Below are 15,083 nucleotides of genomic sequence, written 5' to 3' on the forward strand. Positions count from 1 at the left end.
CTACTTGCCGGGCTTGGCACCGGTGGGCGTGTCCGCGCCGAGGGCCGCGATGAAGGCCTCCTGGGGGACCTCGACCCGACCGATGGCCTTCATGCGCTTCTTGCCCTCCTTCTGCTTCTCCAACAGCTTGCGCTTACGGGTGATGTCGCCGCCGTAGCACTTGGCGAGCATGTCCTTGCGCAGGGCCCGGATGGTCTCGCGGGCGATGACCCGGGTGCCGATCGCCGCCTGCACGGGCACCTCGAACTGCTGGCGCGGGATGAGGTCCTTGAGACGCTTGGTCATCATGACGCCGTAGGAGTAGGCCGAGTCGCGGTGGACGATGGCGCTGAAGGCGTCCACCTTGTCCCCGTTGAGCAGGATATCGACCTTGACCAGGTTGGCGTCCTGGGAGCCGTCGGCCTCATAGTCCAGGGAGGCGTAACCGCGGGTGCGCGACTTCAGGGCGTCGAAGAAGTCGAAGACGATCTCCGCCAGCGGCAGCACGTAGTGCATCTCCACGCGGGACTCGGAGAGGTAGTCCATACCCTGCATGGTGCCGCGGCGCGACTGGCACAGCTCCATGACCATGCCCACGAACTCGCTGGGGGTCAGAATCGTGGCCCGCACGACCGGCTCGGAGACGGAAGCGACCTTCCCCTCGGGGAACTCGCTGGGGTTGGTCACCGTGTGCGTGGTGCGGTCCTCCATGGTCACCTCGTAGACCACGGAGGGGGCGGTGGAGATGATGTCCAGGTTGAACTCGCGCTCCAGGCGCTCGCGAATGATCTCCAGGTGCAGCAGGCCCAGGTAGCCGCAGCGGAAGCCGAAGCCCAGGGCCACCGAGGTCTCCGGCTCGTAGGTCAGGGCGGCGTCGTTGAGCTTGAGCTTGTCCAGGGCGTCACGCAGGACCGGGAAGTCCGAGCCGTCCACCGGGAACAGGCCGGAGAAGACCATGGGCTTGGGGTCCTGGTAGCCCGACAGCGGCTCGGCGGCCGGGGTCGCGGCGGAGGTGACCGTGTCACCGACCTTGGACTGGCGCACGTCCTTGACCCCGGTGATGAGGTAGCCGACCTCACCGGCCCCCAGGCCTGCCGACGGCGTGGGCTCAGGGCTGATGACGCCGATCTCCAACAGGTCGTGGACGGCCCCGGTGGAGAGCATCTCGATGCGCTCGCGGGGCTTGAGGGCGCCGTCGACGACGCGCACATAGGTGACCACGCCGCGGTAGGTGTCGTAGACGGAGTCGAAGATCATGGCGCGGGCCGGGGCACCGGGGTCACCGTGCGGGGCCGGGACGGTCTCGACGATCCGGTCGAGGAGCTCGGGCACGCCCTGGCCGGTCTTGCCGGAGACCTTGAGGACGTCGTCGACGTCGCAGCCGATGAGGGAGGCGATCTCCTCGGCGTGCTTCTCCGGCTCGGCGGCGGGCAGATCGATCTTGTTGAGGACCGGGATGATGGTCAGGTCCCCCTCGATGGCCATGTAGAGGTTGGCCAGCGTCTGGGCCTGGATGCCCTGGGCGGCGTCGACCAGAAGGACCGCTCCCTCGCAGGCGGCCAGGGAGCGGTTGACCTCGTAGGAGAAGTCGACGTGCCCGGGGGTGTCGATCATGTTGAGGGCGTAGGCGCGCGTGACGCCGTCGTCGCCCTCGAGGGCCCAGGGCATGCGCACGGCCTGGGACTTGATGGTGATGCCGCGCTCGCGCTCGATGTCCATGCGGTCCAGGTACTGGGCGCGCATGTCACGGGGCTGGACGACGCCGGTGGCCTGAAGCATGCGGTCGGCCAGAGTGGACTTGCCATGGTCGATGTGCGCGATGATGCAGAAGTTGCGCAGCCGCGCCTGCTCGGTGGCGGCGGGCTGGACGCTGGTCATCTGCTCTGGTGTGGGGATCGGTGACACGGAGATCGGTTCCTGGCTCTTCCTCATATCTGGCATGGGTCTGGCCCAAGTGTCCCACGACGGCGCCCCGCCGCCCCAGCCCACCGGGCCCGCCCGCGGTGTGAGGTGCGGCCGCTCATTGATCCCCGTAGACGCAGGCACAGGCGACTCCACAACCGAGCACCGACCAGCTTAGGTTAACCTTCCTCACATGCTGGAATGGATCCACAGCCTGCCCTATCCGTGGGTGTTCCTGTTCTTCTGGTGCCTGGGCATGATGCGCTCGCACACCATGTACTGGATCGGCCGGGGCGTCACGGTGGGAACTGCGCACACCCGTTGGTCCTCGCTGCTCGAATCGCCCATGTACGCCCGCGCCCAGTCGTGGTCGGCCCGCTGGGGCGTGCTGGCCGTGCCGATGTCCTTCCTGACCGTCGGCCTGCAGAGCTTCATCCAGATCTCCGCGGGCGTGGCCCGCATGCCGCTGCGCCGCTACGTGGTGGCCACAGCCGCCGGGGCGATCGTCTGGGCGGCCGTCTACACGACCATCGGCATGGCGATCGTGACGGCCTGGCTTACCGGCCCGATCGGCCGCATCGTCATCATCCTGGCCGCAGCGGCGCTGGTCGCGTTCATCGTGTTACGCCGCCTCGGCCGGCAGCCGTGATCAGTAACCCGTACGGCGGTCGGTAAGGCCGCTGGTGAGACCGGTTTCGTCTCCTGGGGTCGGCAGGGTTAGAGTGACCGTCATGACGACACGGCGCACGACCTGGTGGTGGCTCCCCTTGAGGCGAGCCACCATCCTGACGCGCTAGGACGTACCGGCTCGCTCACCGCGGGCCCGCCCGACGCATGAGTGAGAGGCCCGCCTGACCCACGATCTCAGGAAAGAGGCCCCATGCCACCCACCGTGTCAGAGAAGGAATCTACGGTCGCATCGTCCGCGGCCCCGCCCACTGTCCTCACGCGCCCGGTGCGCTACCCCTCCGACGGCGGGGTCCTCCTTGAGCGCCTCACCCGAGCGGGCCTGCTGCGCACCACCCGCAATCCGGCAGACGAGAACGCGGCTGCACGTCCCGTGGACTGTGTGCTGCTGGAGAGCGCCGACATCACGACGAAGGTCTCGCGCACCACGGTCGCCGTCCTGGAGGCCTCGGCCAGGCTGACCTGCTGGGACGGGACCGTCACCGCCGAGGCGCTGTCCACCGTCGACGGCGAGGGCCCTGGCCCCGATGGCCTCGCAGCCCTGGCCCGTCTGGAGGAGCGCCTGGGCGAGCACGTCACCGGCCACTCCCCCGACCGGCTGACCCTCACCCTGCCCACCAGCTCCGACGACGACCCCACCCTCGAGGAGCGCGAGCGCCTGACGGCCCTGTCCACGATCGAGCCCCTGCGGGTGCTGGCTCAGGCAGAGGTCGACCACCCCCACCTGCCGCTGGAGGTAGGTGCCTTCGCCTTCGACTACCTGTCCACCTTCGAGTCCCTGCCCGAGGTGGCCCAGGGCGCCAACACCTGCCCGGACTACCTCTTCTACGACGCGCGCATCATCCTCGTCGTGGACCACCCCACGCAGGAGGCGACCCTGGTGGGGGCCTCGGTCGACGCCGCGGGCCTGGAGTGGCGCATGGATGCGCTGGCCGCCGCCATCAACACTGCAGCCGAGCAGGCTCCGGCCTCGCCCACGGCCGCAGCCGACTCCCCGGTCCTGCGCGCCGTGCCCACCACCTCGGATGCCGACTTCGAGGCGGTTGTGGAGGAGATGCGCGGCTACATCGCCGACGGCGATGTCTACCAGGTGGTGCCCTCGCGCGGCTTCACCATCGCCTGCCAGGACACGCTGGCCGCCTACCACGTGCTGCGCCACGCAAACCCCAGCCCCTACATGTTCTACCTGGCCGCCCCGGACTTCGAGCTCTTCGGCGCCTCCCCGGAGTCGGCACTGCTGCACTCGGCACGCACCGGTCGGGTCGCCATCCGTCCGATCGCCGGGACCCGGCCACGCGGACTACACCCCGACGGCACGGTGGACCACGAGCGCGACACCCGCCTGGAGCTGGAGCTGCGCACCGATGCCAAGGAGGTCGCCGAGCACGTCATGCTCGTGGACCTGGCCCGCAACGACGTCGCCCGAGTCAGCCGCCCGGGCACTCGCAGCGTCCAGGACCTTCTGCGTGTGGACCGCTACAGCCGGGTGATGCACCTGGTCTCCGAGGTCTCCGGTGAGCTCGCCGAGGACCTGGACGCCCTGGACGCCTTCCGCGCCTCCATGACGATGGGAACCCTCACCGGTGCCCCCAAGCTGCGTGCCGCCGAGCTCATCCGCCAGGCCGAGGGCGTGCGCCGCGGCTCCTACGGCGGCTCAGTGGGCTACATCCGCGGCGACGGCGAGCTGGACACCTGCATCGTCATCCGCTCCGGTTTCGTGGCCGGCGGCACCGCCCTGATCCAGGCCGGCGCCGGGGTGGTAGCGGCCTCGTCCCCGGCCGCCGAGACCGCCGAGACCATCCACAAGGCCCGCGCCGTCCTGGAGGCGGTCGCCGCAGCCCAGGGAGCCACACTCGTCATCGACACGACCGGTAAGGAGGCCTGAGCCATGGCCGTCACCAGCACTGAGCATCACGGACAGGACGTGAGCCAGCACCCCGAGGGCAGCGCCGCAGCGACTCAGTCCCCGGCCCGCGTGGCCCTGCTCGACAATCGCGACTCCTTCGTCTACAACCTCGTCGACCAGTTCGCGACCCTGGGCTCCCAGATCGAGGTCTACCGCAACAGCGTGCCGGCCTCCCGGGTGCTCGCGGCGCTCGAGCCCACCGACGCCGAGCGCGAGGCCGGGCGCCGCCCGGTCCTGTGCCTGTCGCCTGGCCCGGGTTACCCGTCGACGTCGGGCTGCCTCATGGAGCTCATCGCCGCCGCCCTGGAGCAGGCGATCCCCACGTTGGGCATCTGCCTGGGCTTCCAGGCCCTCGTCGAGGCCTGCGGCGGACGGGTCGCCCCGGTGGGTCCGGTCCACGGCCGCTCCGACCGCGTCGAGGTCACCGAGGCGGGCCGCACCGACCCGGCCTTCACAGTGCTCGACGGCGGACCACTGGACGTGGCTCGTTACCACTCCCTGGGCACGCGCACGCTGCCCGAGGCCCTCGTCGGCCTGGCCCGTACCGCGCAGGCGAACGACGACGGAAGCGGCGGCAATGACGGTACCGGTGGCATCGTGATGGCGGCCCGGCACCGGTCGGTGCCGGCGGTCGGCCTGCAGTTCCACCCCGAGTCGATCCTCACCCCGCAGGGGCCTGCCCTCCTCAGGGCCATCACCGCCGACCTGGCCCGGACTCCCTAAGCCACGCACTCTTCGTCATCCCACAGATGCAGTCATCCACGCCGCCGCTCGGGCAGAATCATCTCCGAGCGCCCCAAGCCTCAACCACCCGTGAAGGAGCCACAGACCGATGAGTGAGACCAACAGCGCGGCCCCCGCCGCTGCGGACGGCACGCATGTTGCCACGGCGCAGGAGGCCCATGAGCTGCTGCGCGAAGTCGTTCAGGGCAGGCGCCTGACCCGCGAGCAGGCCTCCACGGTCTTCGCTGCCCTGGGCGCCGGGGACCTGTCCGAGGCGGAGACGGCGGCGCTGCTGGCGGCGCTGCACGCCCGCGGCGAGGAGCCCCAGGAGGTCGCCGGGGCCGCGAGCGCCTTCCGCCAGGCCGCCCGGGCCTTCCCGTCGGTAACCTTCCCGCTGGTGGACGTCGTCGGCACCGGGGGCGACGGCGTGGGCACCATCAACATCTCCACGGGGGCGGGCCTCGTGGCCGCCTCGATGGGGATCGCGGTGGCCAAGCACGGCAACCGGGCCGTCTCCTCCAAGACGGGGGCGGCCGACGTCATCGCCGAGCTGGGGCTGCCCTTGGACGTGGAGCCGGCCACGGCGGTCGAGCTGCTGGCCCGCGACCACTTCACCTTCCTGTTCGCCCAGGCCTACCACCCGGCCATGCGGCACGTGGCGCCGGTGCGCCGGGCACTGGCGACCCCCACGATCTTCAACGTCCTGGGTCCGCTGGTGAATCCGGCCCACCTGACCTTCCAGCTCATGGGCGTGTGGGATCCGAGCATGCTGGACATGATCGCCGAGGCGATGGTCCAGCTGGGGCGTGAGCGGGCGCTCGTCGTGCACGGCTCGGGACTGGATGAGATCGCCGTCCACGGGCCGACCCTCGTGCGTGAGGCGACGCCCCGAGGGGTCAAGGCCTACGAGGTCGTGCCCGAGGAGCTGGGAGTCACCACCTACGAGCTGGCTGATCTTCTGGGCGGAGAGCCCTCCGAGAACGCCCGCCTGCTGCGCGAGGCCATCTCGGGTGAGGGAAGGCCCGCCCACCGCGACGCCATCGCCGTCAACGCCGGCGCTCTGCTGTATCTGGCGGGCCCGGCCGACAACCTGGCCGACGGGACCGCCATGGCGCTGGAGCAGATCCGCTCCGGCGGTGTGGCCCGCCACCTGGAGTCCATGACCAAAGCCGGCGATCTGGCCAGTGACCCGGCCGGCGATTCAGCCGCCGAGCGGGCCTGAGGAGAGACCGTGACCACCTCCGACACCGCCCCCACTGACTCCGTGGATGCCGGCTCCTCGGCCCCGGACCCCGGCGAACGCACCCACCGCGAGCCGGTTGAGGCCCGCCTCATCGCCACGGGCACGGTCCTGGACTCGATCGTGCAGGCACGCCGTGAGCGCATCGACGAGCTGCGCGCGCGCTTCGGGCACCTGAGCGTCGAGGAGCTGGCGCGCTCGCAGCGCTCCCTCGCCGCTGCACTGCGCACCCGCAATGGCCAGAGCCGCAGCCCGCAACCGGCTCTCATCATGGAGTGCAAGGCGGCCTCGCCCTCGCGCGGCACCATCCGCTCCGACTACGACCCGGCCTCGTTGGCCGCGCAGTACGCGCCCTACGCCGCCGCGGTCTCGGTACTCACCGAGCCCGACCGCTTCAACGGCTCCTTCGACGACCTGGCGACCGTGCGCGAGGCGGTGGACGTACCCGTCCTGTGCAAGGACTTCATCGTCGATGAGGTCCAGGTGCTGGCGGCCCGCAGCCTGGGGGCGGACGCGGTCCTGCTCATGCTCTCGGTCGTGCCCGACGACGTCTACCGCGAGCTGGCCGAGCTGGCCCACTGCCTGGGCATGGAGGTGCTCACGGAGGTCTCCACGCCGGAGGAGATGCACCGGGCGGCGGCGCTGGGCGCCGAGGTCATCGGCATCAACAACCGCGACCTGCGCACCCTGGAGACGGACCTGGCACGCACCGAGGAGATGGCCCCGCTGGCCCCGGCCGGGGTGGTCCTCATCGGCGAGTCGGGGGTCAGCGCACCCGACGACGTACGGCGCCTGTCCGGCCTGGTGGACGCCCTCCTGGTGGGCTCGTCCCTGTCCGGCGCCCCCGACCCGGCCGAGGCCGCCCGGGATCTGGCCACCGCGGTCCCGCTGCCCCAGCGGGACGGACAGCCCCAGAGCCAGGACGCGGCGTCGTCGGGCCAGGAGCCGGGCGAGGGCGGGCAGGCGGGGCATCACCCGCGCCTCCCCGCGTTCTTCGGCCCCTACGGCGGCCAGTTCGTGCCCGAGCTGCTCATTCCTGCCCTGGACCAGCTCGAGGACGCCTTCATCGATGCCCAGGCGGACCCCGCCTTCGCAGCCGAGCTGGACACGCTCATGACCCGCTACCTGGGGCGCCCCACGGCCGTCACAGAGCTGCGCAACCTGCCCCTGGAGGGCAACGCCCGCATCCTGCTCAAGCGCGAGGACCTGGTCCACGGCGGCGCCCACAAGGGCAACCAGGTCTTGGGCCAGGCCCTCCTGGCCAAGAGGATGGGCAAGCAGCGCATCATCGCCGAGACCGGCGCCGGACAGCACGGGACGGCCACGGCCATGGTCTGCGCTCTGCTGGGACTGGACTGCACCATCTACATGGGGGCCACCGACGTCGTGCGCCAGGCGCCCAACGTGGAGCGTATGGAGCTCATGGGCGCCACGGTGGTACCGGTGGACAGCGGGGCCGGCACGCTCAAGGACGCCGTCAACGAGGCGCTGCGCGACTGGACCGCCTCTTTTGCCGACACCCACTACCTGCTGGGCACTGCCGCCGGTCCCCACCCCTTCCCCACGATCGTGCGCGAGTACCACCGGGTCATCTCCCGGGAGGCCCGTGCCCAGGTCCTGGGGCTGACAGGGCGCCTGCCGGACTCGGTCATCGCCTGCGTGGGCGGGGGCTCCAACGCGATCGGCATGTTCGCCGAGTTCATCGACGATCCCGGGGTCGAGCTCATCGGGGTTGAACCCGCCGGCGAGGGGCTGGACACGCCGCGCAACGGCGCCCCCATCAACAAGGGCCTGGTGGGGATCCTCCACGGGGCGCGCAGCTACCTCATGCGCACCTCCGAGGGGCAGGTCGAGGAGTCCTTCTCCGTGTCCGCGGGTTTGGACTATCCGGGTGTGGGGCCCGAGCACGCCTGGCTGTCGGACACCGGCAGGGCCAGGTACGTCGGCATCAGCGACGACGACGCGATCGAGGCCTTCCGGCTGCTGTCGCGCCACGAGGGGATCATCCCGGCTGTGGAGTCCGCCCATGCCCTGGCCCAGGCACTGGCCATGGCCCGGGAGGTGCCCGCCGGCGATGAGCCCCCGATCCTGCTCGTGTGCCTGTCGGGTCGAGGGGACAAGGACCTCGACCAGGTGCAGGCGCGGCTGGGCGGCTCGTTCTCCACCGACGGCGCCGTGGCCCGGGCCGCGCGCATGGTGGAGCAGATGGGCAAGCGCACTGAGTACGCCGGCCTGAACGCAGGCACGAGCACTTACCCGGACGAGGAGTTCTGAGATGAGCCGCTATCCCGCGATGTTCGACGTCCTCAAGGAGCGCGGCGAGGGTGCCTTCGTCCCCTTCGTCATGGTCGGCGACCCCGACCCGACCACCAGCGAGGCCGTCATCGAGGCTCTCATCGCAGGTGGGGCTGACGCCTTGGAGCTGGGCGTGCCCTTCACAGACCCGGTCGCCGACGGCCCCACGATCCAGAGGGCCCATGTGCGTGCCCTGGCCGCGGGGACGAGCTTCCACGACTGCCTGGAGGTGGTCGAGCGGGTGCGCCGGCGCCATCCGCAGCTACCCATCGGCATGCTCATCTACGGCAACGTCCCCTTCGCGATGGGCCTGGAGCGTTTCTACGACGAGTGCGCGCAGGCCGGTATCGACTCAGTCCTGCTGCCCGATGTCCCGATCCGGGAGTCGGCCGCCTTCAGCCAGGCCGCTGAGGCGGCCAGTGTGGACGCCGTCTACATCGCGCCGCCGTCGGCCGCCGCCGAGACCCTGGACGCGGTGGCGGCGGCCTCTCGGGGCTACGTCTACGCCGTCTCCCGAGTGGGTGTGACCGGCACCGAGAGGGCCTCCTCCGTCGAGGGTCTCGCCGAGTCGGTGGAGCGCCTGCGGGCCGATGCCGCTGCGCCCGTCATGCTGGGCTTCGGCATCTCCACGCCCGAGCAGGTCTCCGAGGCCATCACCGCGGGCGCCGACGGTGCGATCAGCGGCTCGGCCACGGTCAAGATCGTTGAGCGCTACGCCCCCGAGATCGTGGCCGCCACCTCCGAGGAGCACGGCGGACCCGGCAGCGAGGAGCGGCGTCACTACGCGCTCGGGGCGCTGCGCAGTGAGCTCGTCGCCTTCACCGCCGCCATGAAGGAGGCCACGCGCCGATACTGAGCCGGCCGATCGCCGGGTGATGGCCGAGCGTCAAAAGCAGTAGCCCCTCTTTACGAGTGATCTGCACCACGCTATATTGACCAAGTAGTTACTTCCGTCCTGACTGCTCTGGAAAAGAGGTTGCCCATGCATCTGCGACACCGACGACCAGCTTCATCCTGGCGACGCCTTGCCGGCGTCGCCACAGCCCTCCCCCTGCTCGTCGCCGGCCTACTCACCTCGCCGGCACAGGCCGCCCCCGGCACGGAGAGCGTCATCGCCTCCGGCATCTACAACTCGAACGGCACCGGGTGCCAGGGCTCGAGCGCCAGCGCCGACTGCCTCAGCTGGGGCCTACGCATTCCCTCCACCATCGCACCGAAGAAGGACCTCACTGTCACTATTGAGGCCGACTCCGCCCCCGGCCAGTGGGTCTGGAACTGCCTCGCGAGCGACCGGGTCGCCGGTACGGCATCGTTCTACGACTCCCCGAACGGAGATGGGACCAGGAAGCTGAGCGAGTCCGACCTCAGATACTTCGCGCACCTCTATTACGGAATATACGGGGACAGCGCCGGACAGGTCGACGCCATCACGTGCACCCCGGAGCATCTGAGCATCACCTACAAGATCGATGACCTGGTGCGCTCGGAGGGCTCGTACCTCGATCTGAGCTTTGGAACGACCACGGTGACCCCGGGATCGGGCGAGCGCACCTACTCCTTCTCGCCGACCGTCACGACCTCCGCAGACAACACCTCTCAGAAGATCACAGCAACCGTGCAGAAACCTGCTGAGAACGCAGCGCCCCGTTAGAGGCACGGAAGACAGAAGGACGAAGGTCGGGTACACGAAAGTATTCGTGTACCCGACCTTCGTCTTCGCCATCCCTAACGGGGCAATAGATCGCACGTGGGGAGTATTCCAACCTTTTGATAATGTCCTTCTTGACGATATATTAATGAGGCAATTGGTTCCCTTCCCGATCCCCTCGGAGAAAGGCGTGCTCGTGCACACCCCACCTTCTCTTCCCGCTGGGCTGCGGCGACGCCTCCTGCGCATTGCCTTGGCTCTTCCCCTCATCGCCGTCGGCGCCGTCTCCGCTCCGGCGTCCGCTGATGCCGACATCACCGTGGAAGGGCTCTACCACACGGCCGGTGCCGGTTGCCACGGCTCCGACAATGCCGAGGGCTGTCTGAGCTGGAGAGTTCGCATTCCATCGGCCATCGCCCCGAAGGGCTCCACGAATGTCACCATTGAGGCCGACTCCGTGCCGGGCCAGTGGACCTGGGCCTGTCCTTCCCCGGACGGTGACGAGGTGGCCGGGACGAGCTCCTTCTACATCGACAAGGGCAATGGCGAGCCCCCGATCTTGATGGCGGACTCCGGGCTGAGCTCCATCTCTGAGCTGTACAACCCCCTGCTGGATGACTCCATCGGCTCGGTCAAAGCTGTTTCCTGTACTCCTAAGCACCTGAAGCTGACCTATGAGGTCAACTTCTACACCTACTGGGACAAGAGCAGCTACTTCGACCTGGACCTCGGGACCACGGTGGCGGCTCCCGGCGCGGCGGCGCGCAACTACCGTTTCACGCCCACGATCGAGGTCTCCACACGCAACGCGATTCTTCGCCCCACTGTCACTGCCCAGAAGCCCGCTGCCAGCGCGGCTCACGCCACCGTCTCCGTCGAGGACGTCAGAGTCGATGGGGCCGCCAAGGACACCGCCCGCTTCACCATAACGGCGAGGAATGACTCCACCACGCCCTTGTCCGACTTCGCCATCTCCACGGACCGCGTCAAAGGGCGCGCTCAAGCAGCCTCGGTGACCTGTGACCTGACCGCCTTCGGCGGCGAGGTCGTCTCCGCCACGGGTCCAGCCGAGAGCCTCACAGTCTCCAGCGGCAAGGCGAAGGTTCCCCAGGGCAAGGAGATCACCTGCCAGGTGGACCTGAACGGCGTCGTCGGACGCAACAGGGTCAAGGCCGCACTCACCACCGGCGGACAGACCTTCTCCCGCGACTACGTCAAGGACCAGCCGGTGGTCGAGGTGGAGACTCATCCCACGGATCTCTTGGTCGAGGCCGCCCCCACCGGCACCTACGAGGTCGAGGTCGGCTACACCGTCACCTTCACCAACACCACCGACGCCGACGGATCCGGTTCCGATATCGTCCTGCACCCCCGGGTCCCCACCGGCTTCACGCTCAAGAGCGTGACGGGTACTGGTACCCCCTGGTGGGTCGGCCCGGACAGCTATGTTCTCCAGGATGACGGCTCCTTGTCATTGCGTACCGGTGACTCCCTGAACGCCAACTCGTCAACCACGATGACCTTCACCAGCATCTACGAGGTCAACGCAGAGGCGGTCACCGAGGACGGCTGGAGGGCCCTGGGCACCTGCAGCCCCCAGGACCCCTCCCAGGGACTGACCACCCGGATCGACGTCACCGGCAGTGAAGGCGGCACTGAGGCCGGGACCCACTCGATCTGCACCCCCGTGACGCGCACAGGGAACTAGCACCTCAACAATGTGAACCTCCGGGCGCGCTGCACAGTCACGGTCACTGGCGCCATCACCGGCGGTCCTCTCACCACACCTGGGAGAGGACCGCCGAGTCGTCTACGAACCGCCCTGACGTCCGACGGTAGGGTGGCGTCCATGGCCAGCCTTCTCAACCGGATCCTCACCCTGCTCGGGCGTGCCGCCTCCGACGCCCTCTCTCAGAAGCCCTCCGCGCCGTCAGGCACCTCCGGCAGCACGACTTCCGGTTCCGCCGAGCCCGCGCGGGCTCGCGACCCCAAGCCGTCATCGACGACGAAGCCGGCTCCGACCCATCCCCACTCCCACGACAACGGCTCCTCGACGAGAGCGGCGGCCCCCTCGTCGCAAGGCGTCAGCGTCTACGACGTCTCCACCCTGGGGCTGCCCGCCTTCAGCTACTCCCCCGACCCCGACGGCGACGCCGACCCCGGCGAGGTCGTGTGGACCTGGGTCCCCTACGAGGAGGATCCCACCCAGGGCAAGGACCGGCCGGTGCTGGTCCTGGCCAACCACGAGGCCCGCCTCGTCGTGGCCCAGATGACGAGCAAGGACCATGACCGCGATGCCGCCCAGGAGGCACGCTGGGGTCGCTTCTGGCACGACGTCGGCACCGGCAGCTGGGACCGTCAGGGCCGCCCCAGCGAGGTGCGCCTGGACCGTCTGCTCCTGGTGGAGCCGGCCTCGGTACGCCGAGAGGGAGCCACGATGGACCGGGAGGTCTTCGACGGAGTTGTCACAGCCCTGCGCCGCCACCACGCCTGACCACCCCGGAGCACACCGCCCCGAGGGGCGATGCACCTCACGCCCACGCCCCGGTTCGCGCCTGGGACCGCGGCGATCCTGAATGATACAGTCGCCTATTGGACCTCTGGCCTGGCCGGCTGCGGGGTCCGGCGACCGGGTCAGCCAGGTGCCCCACCACCTCATGTCAGCCCGTGGCGCGAACCCTCTCTCCGGCCATCGACCAATCAGACGCGAGAAAGTTTCACCGTGGCGAACATCAAGTCCCAGATCAAGCGCATCAAGACCAATGAGAAGGCCCGTCTGCGCAACAAGTCCGTCAAGTCCGAGCTCAAGACCTACGTGCGCCGTGTGCGCGAGGCCGTTGAGGCCGGAGACAAGGACGCCGCGCTCGAGCACCTCAAGGCCGCTTCCCGCAAGCTGGACAAGGCCGTCTCCAAGGGCGTCATCCACAAGAACCAGGCCGCCAACCGCAAGTCCAAGCTCGCCAAGCGCGTCGCCTCCCTCTGAGGTCACTGCAGCAGTGAGCAACTGAAGGGCGCCTCCCCGGTGGGAGGCGCCCTCCCCTTTTTCCATATCCCTCAGCCTGTTCATCAGACCGCTTCAAGGAGAGCCCATTGCGCATCGGATTCGACCGCGACAAGTACCTGCGGATGCAGTCCAGCCACATCGCGGAGCGCCGCGCCCAGTTCAGCGGCAAGCTCTATCTGGAGTTCGGCGGCAAGCTCATCGACGACATGCACGCCTCCCGCGTGCTGCCGGGCTTCACCCCGGACAACAAGATCGTCATGCTCGCCGAGCTGGCCGACGAGGTCGAGATCGTCATGGCGGTCAACGCCAAGCACCTCGCCCGCAACAAGGTCCGCGCGGACCTGGGCATCTCCTACGAGGACGACCTGCTGCGCCACATCGACGCCTTCCGCAGCTACGGGCTCTACGTGGGCAGTGTCGTCGTGACCCAGTGGACCGAGGACAACCGCCAGGCCCACGACTTCAAGCGCAAGCTGGAGGCGCTGGACATCACCGTCTACCGTCATTTTCCCATCCCCGGCTACCCCGGCGACGTCGCCCGCATCGTCTCCGAGGAGGGCTACGGGCGCAACGAGTACATCAAGACCAGCCGGGACCTCGTGGTGGTCACCGCCCCCGGCCCGGGCAGCGGCAAGATGGCCACCTGCCTGTCCCAGATCTACCACGACCACCAGCGGGGACTCGCCTCGGGCTACGCGAAGTTCGAGACCTTCCCGATCTGGAACCTGCCACTGGACCACCCGGTCAACATCGCCTACGAGGCCGCCACCGCCGACCTCGACGACGTCAACATGATCGACCCCTTCCACCTGGCCGCCCACGGCGTCCAGACCGTCAACTACAACCGCGACGTCGAGGTCTTCCCGGTCCTGAGCCGCCTGTTCGAGGAGATCCTGGGGTCCTCGCCCTACGCCTCCCCCACGGACATGGGTGTCAACATGGCCGGCAACTGCATCAGCGACGACGACGCCTGCCGGCAGGCCGCCAGCCAGGAGATCATCCGCCGCTACTACCGGGCCCTGGTGACCGAGAAGCGCGAGGTCATCGCCCCCGTCCAGTCCCAACGGATCGCGCTGCTCATGGCCAAGGTGGGGGTCAGCAAGGAGGACCGCCCCGTTGTACCGCCCACGCTGGAGGTGGCCGCCGCCACCGGCGAGCCGGCCTCGGCGATCGAGCTGCCTGACGGGCGCATCGTGACGGGTAAGACCTCGGCCCTGCTGGGGTGCTCCTCGGCGATGCTGCTCAACGCCCTTAAGCTCCTGGCCGGGATCGATGACGGTGTTGACCTGCTGGCGCCGGCATCGATCGAGCCCATCCAGAGGCTCAAGACCCAGGGACTGGGCAGCCGCAACCCGCGCCTGCACACCGACGAGGTGCTCATCGCCCTGGCCGTGTCCGCCAACGGGGATGACAACGCCCGCAAGGCCCTCGAGCAGCTCGAGACGCTTCGGGGCTGCGACGTCCACACCTCCACGATCCTGGGGTCGGTGGACGAGGGCATCTTCCGCGCGCTGGGTGTCCAGGTCACCAACGAGCCCGTCTACGCCACCAAGTCCCTGTACCGCAAGAAGTGAGGCCCGGATGCGGGCGGCCCACCTGCGGTGCCGCCCGCATCCGAGCACCCGAGCTGGGAGCGTCGTCCGCGACCACCACGTACGAGAACAGGCTCGGACTGGACATCATGTTGAGGTGGGGCTGG

At 69.1% G+C, this 15,083-nt stretch carries 12 protein-coding genes; 11 read left to right on the forward strand and 1 reads right to left on the reverse strand.

From position 1 onward, the window contains the following. Window positions 1–1,884, reverse strand: coding sequence for a translation elongation factor 4 (lepA, locus tag HMPREF9056_RS09560; protein ID WP_034514365.1), 1,884 nt, complete (start codon window positions 1,882–1,884; stop codon window positions 1–3). 190 nt (window positions 1,885–2,074) lie between these two features. Here lepA and HMPREF9056_RS09565 point away from each other — a divergent pair, with 190 nt between their 5' ends. The 11 genes from HMPREF9056_RS09565 (at window position 2,075) to HMPREF9056_RS09615 (ending at window position 14,958) form a co-directional block, all read left to right on the forward strand. Then, window positions 2,075–2,530 (forward strand): DedA family protein, encoded by a 456-nt coding sequence (locus HMPREF9056_RS09565; protein WP_009404815.1) that lies wholly within the window; start codon window positions 2,075–2,077, stop codon window positions 2,528–2,530. 231 nt (window positions 2,531–2,761) lie between these two features. Next, complete coding sequence (locus HMPREF9056_RS09570) at window positions 2,762–4,453, forward strand: anthranilate synthase component 1 (RefSeq protein ID WP_009404817.1); 1,692 nt, start codon at window positions 2,762–2,764, stop codon at window positions 4,451–4,453. Between the two features lie 3 nt (window positions 4,454–4,456). Next, window positions 4,457–5,197 (forward strand): aminodeoxychorismate/anthranilate synthase component II, encoded by a 741-nt coding sequence (locus tag HMPREF9056_RS09575; protein WP_009404818.1) that lies wholly within the window; start codon window positions 4,457–4,459, stop codon window positions 5,195–5,197. 109 nt (window positions 5,198–5,306) lie between these two features. Next, a complete protein-coding gene (trpD, locus tag HMPREF9056_RS09580; RefSeq protein ID WP_009404819.1) occupies window positions 5,307–6,419 on the forward strand; it encodes an anthranilate phosphoribosyltransferase in 1,113 nt (370 codons plus the stop codon). Window positions 6,420–6,428: 9 nt separating this feature from the next. Continuing rightward, complete coding sequence (trpB, locus tag HMPREF9056_RS09585) at window positions 6,429–8,711, forward strand: tryptophan synthase subunit beta (protein ID WP_009404820.1); 2,283 nt, start codon at window positions 6,429–6,431, stop codon at window positions 8,709–8,711. A 1-nt stretch (window position 8,712) separates the two neighbouring features. Next, window positions 8,713–9,588, forward strand: a complete 876-nt coding sequence (gene trpA / locus HMPREF9056_RS09590) for a tryptophan synthase subunit alpha (RefSeq protein ID WP_034514366.1) — start codon at window positions 8,713–8,715, stop codon at window positions 9,586–9,588. A 126-nt stretch (window positions 9,589–9,714) separates the two neighbouring features. After that, window positions 9,715–10,383 carry a hypothetical protein gene (locus tag HMPREF9056_RS09595; RefSeq protein ID WP_009404822.1) on the forward strand — a complete coding sequence of 223 codons (669 nt, stop codon included), beginning with the start codon at window positions 9,715–9,717 and terminating at the stop codon, window positions 10,381–10,383. Window positions 10,384–10,576: 193 nt separating this feature from the next. Next, on the forward strand, window positions 10,577–12,088 hold the full coding sequence (locus HMPREF9056_RS09600) for a hypothetical protein (RefSeq protein ID WP_034514415.1): 1,512 nt from the start codon (window positions 10,577–10,579) through the stop codon (window positions 12,086–12,088). 141 nt (window positions 12,089–12,229) lie between these two features. Continuing rightward, a complete protein-coding gene (locus HMPREF9056_RS09605) occupies window positions 12,230–12,874 on the forward strand; it encodes a type II toxin-antitoxin system PemK/MazF family toxin (RefSeq protein ID WP_009404824.1) in 645 nt (214 codons plus the stop codon). A 228-nt stretch (window positions 12,875–13,102) separates the two neighbouring features. After that, the gene (gene rpsT / locus HMPREF9056_RS09610; protein WP_009396927.1) at window positions 13,103–13,363 is read left to right on the forward strand and encodes a 30S ribosomal protein S20; all 261 of its coding nucleotides are present in this window, start codon (window positions 13,103–13,105) and stop codon (window positions 13,361–13,363) included. Window positions 13,364–13,470: 107 nt separating this feature from the next. Then, window positions 13,471–14,958 carry a DUF1846 domain-containing protein gene (locus HMPREF9056_RS09615; protein WP_009404826.1) on the forward strand — a complete coding sequence of 496 codons (1,488 nt, stop codon included), beginning with the start codon at window positions 13,471–13,473 and terminating at the stop codon, window positions 14,956–14,958. Window positions 14,959–15,083 lie beyond the last annotated feature (125 nt).

The sequence above is a fragment of the Actinomyces sp. oral taxon 170 str. F0386 genome (assembly GCF_000195595.1).
Lineage (GTDB): Bacteria > Actinomycetota > Actinomycetes > Actinomycetales > Actinomycetaceae > Actinomyces.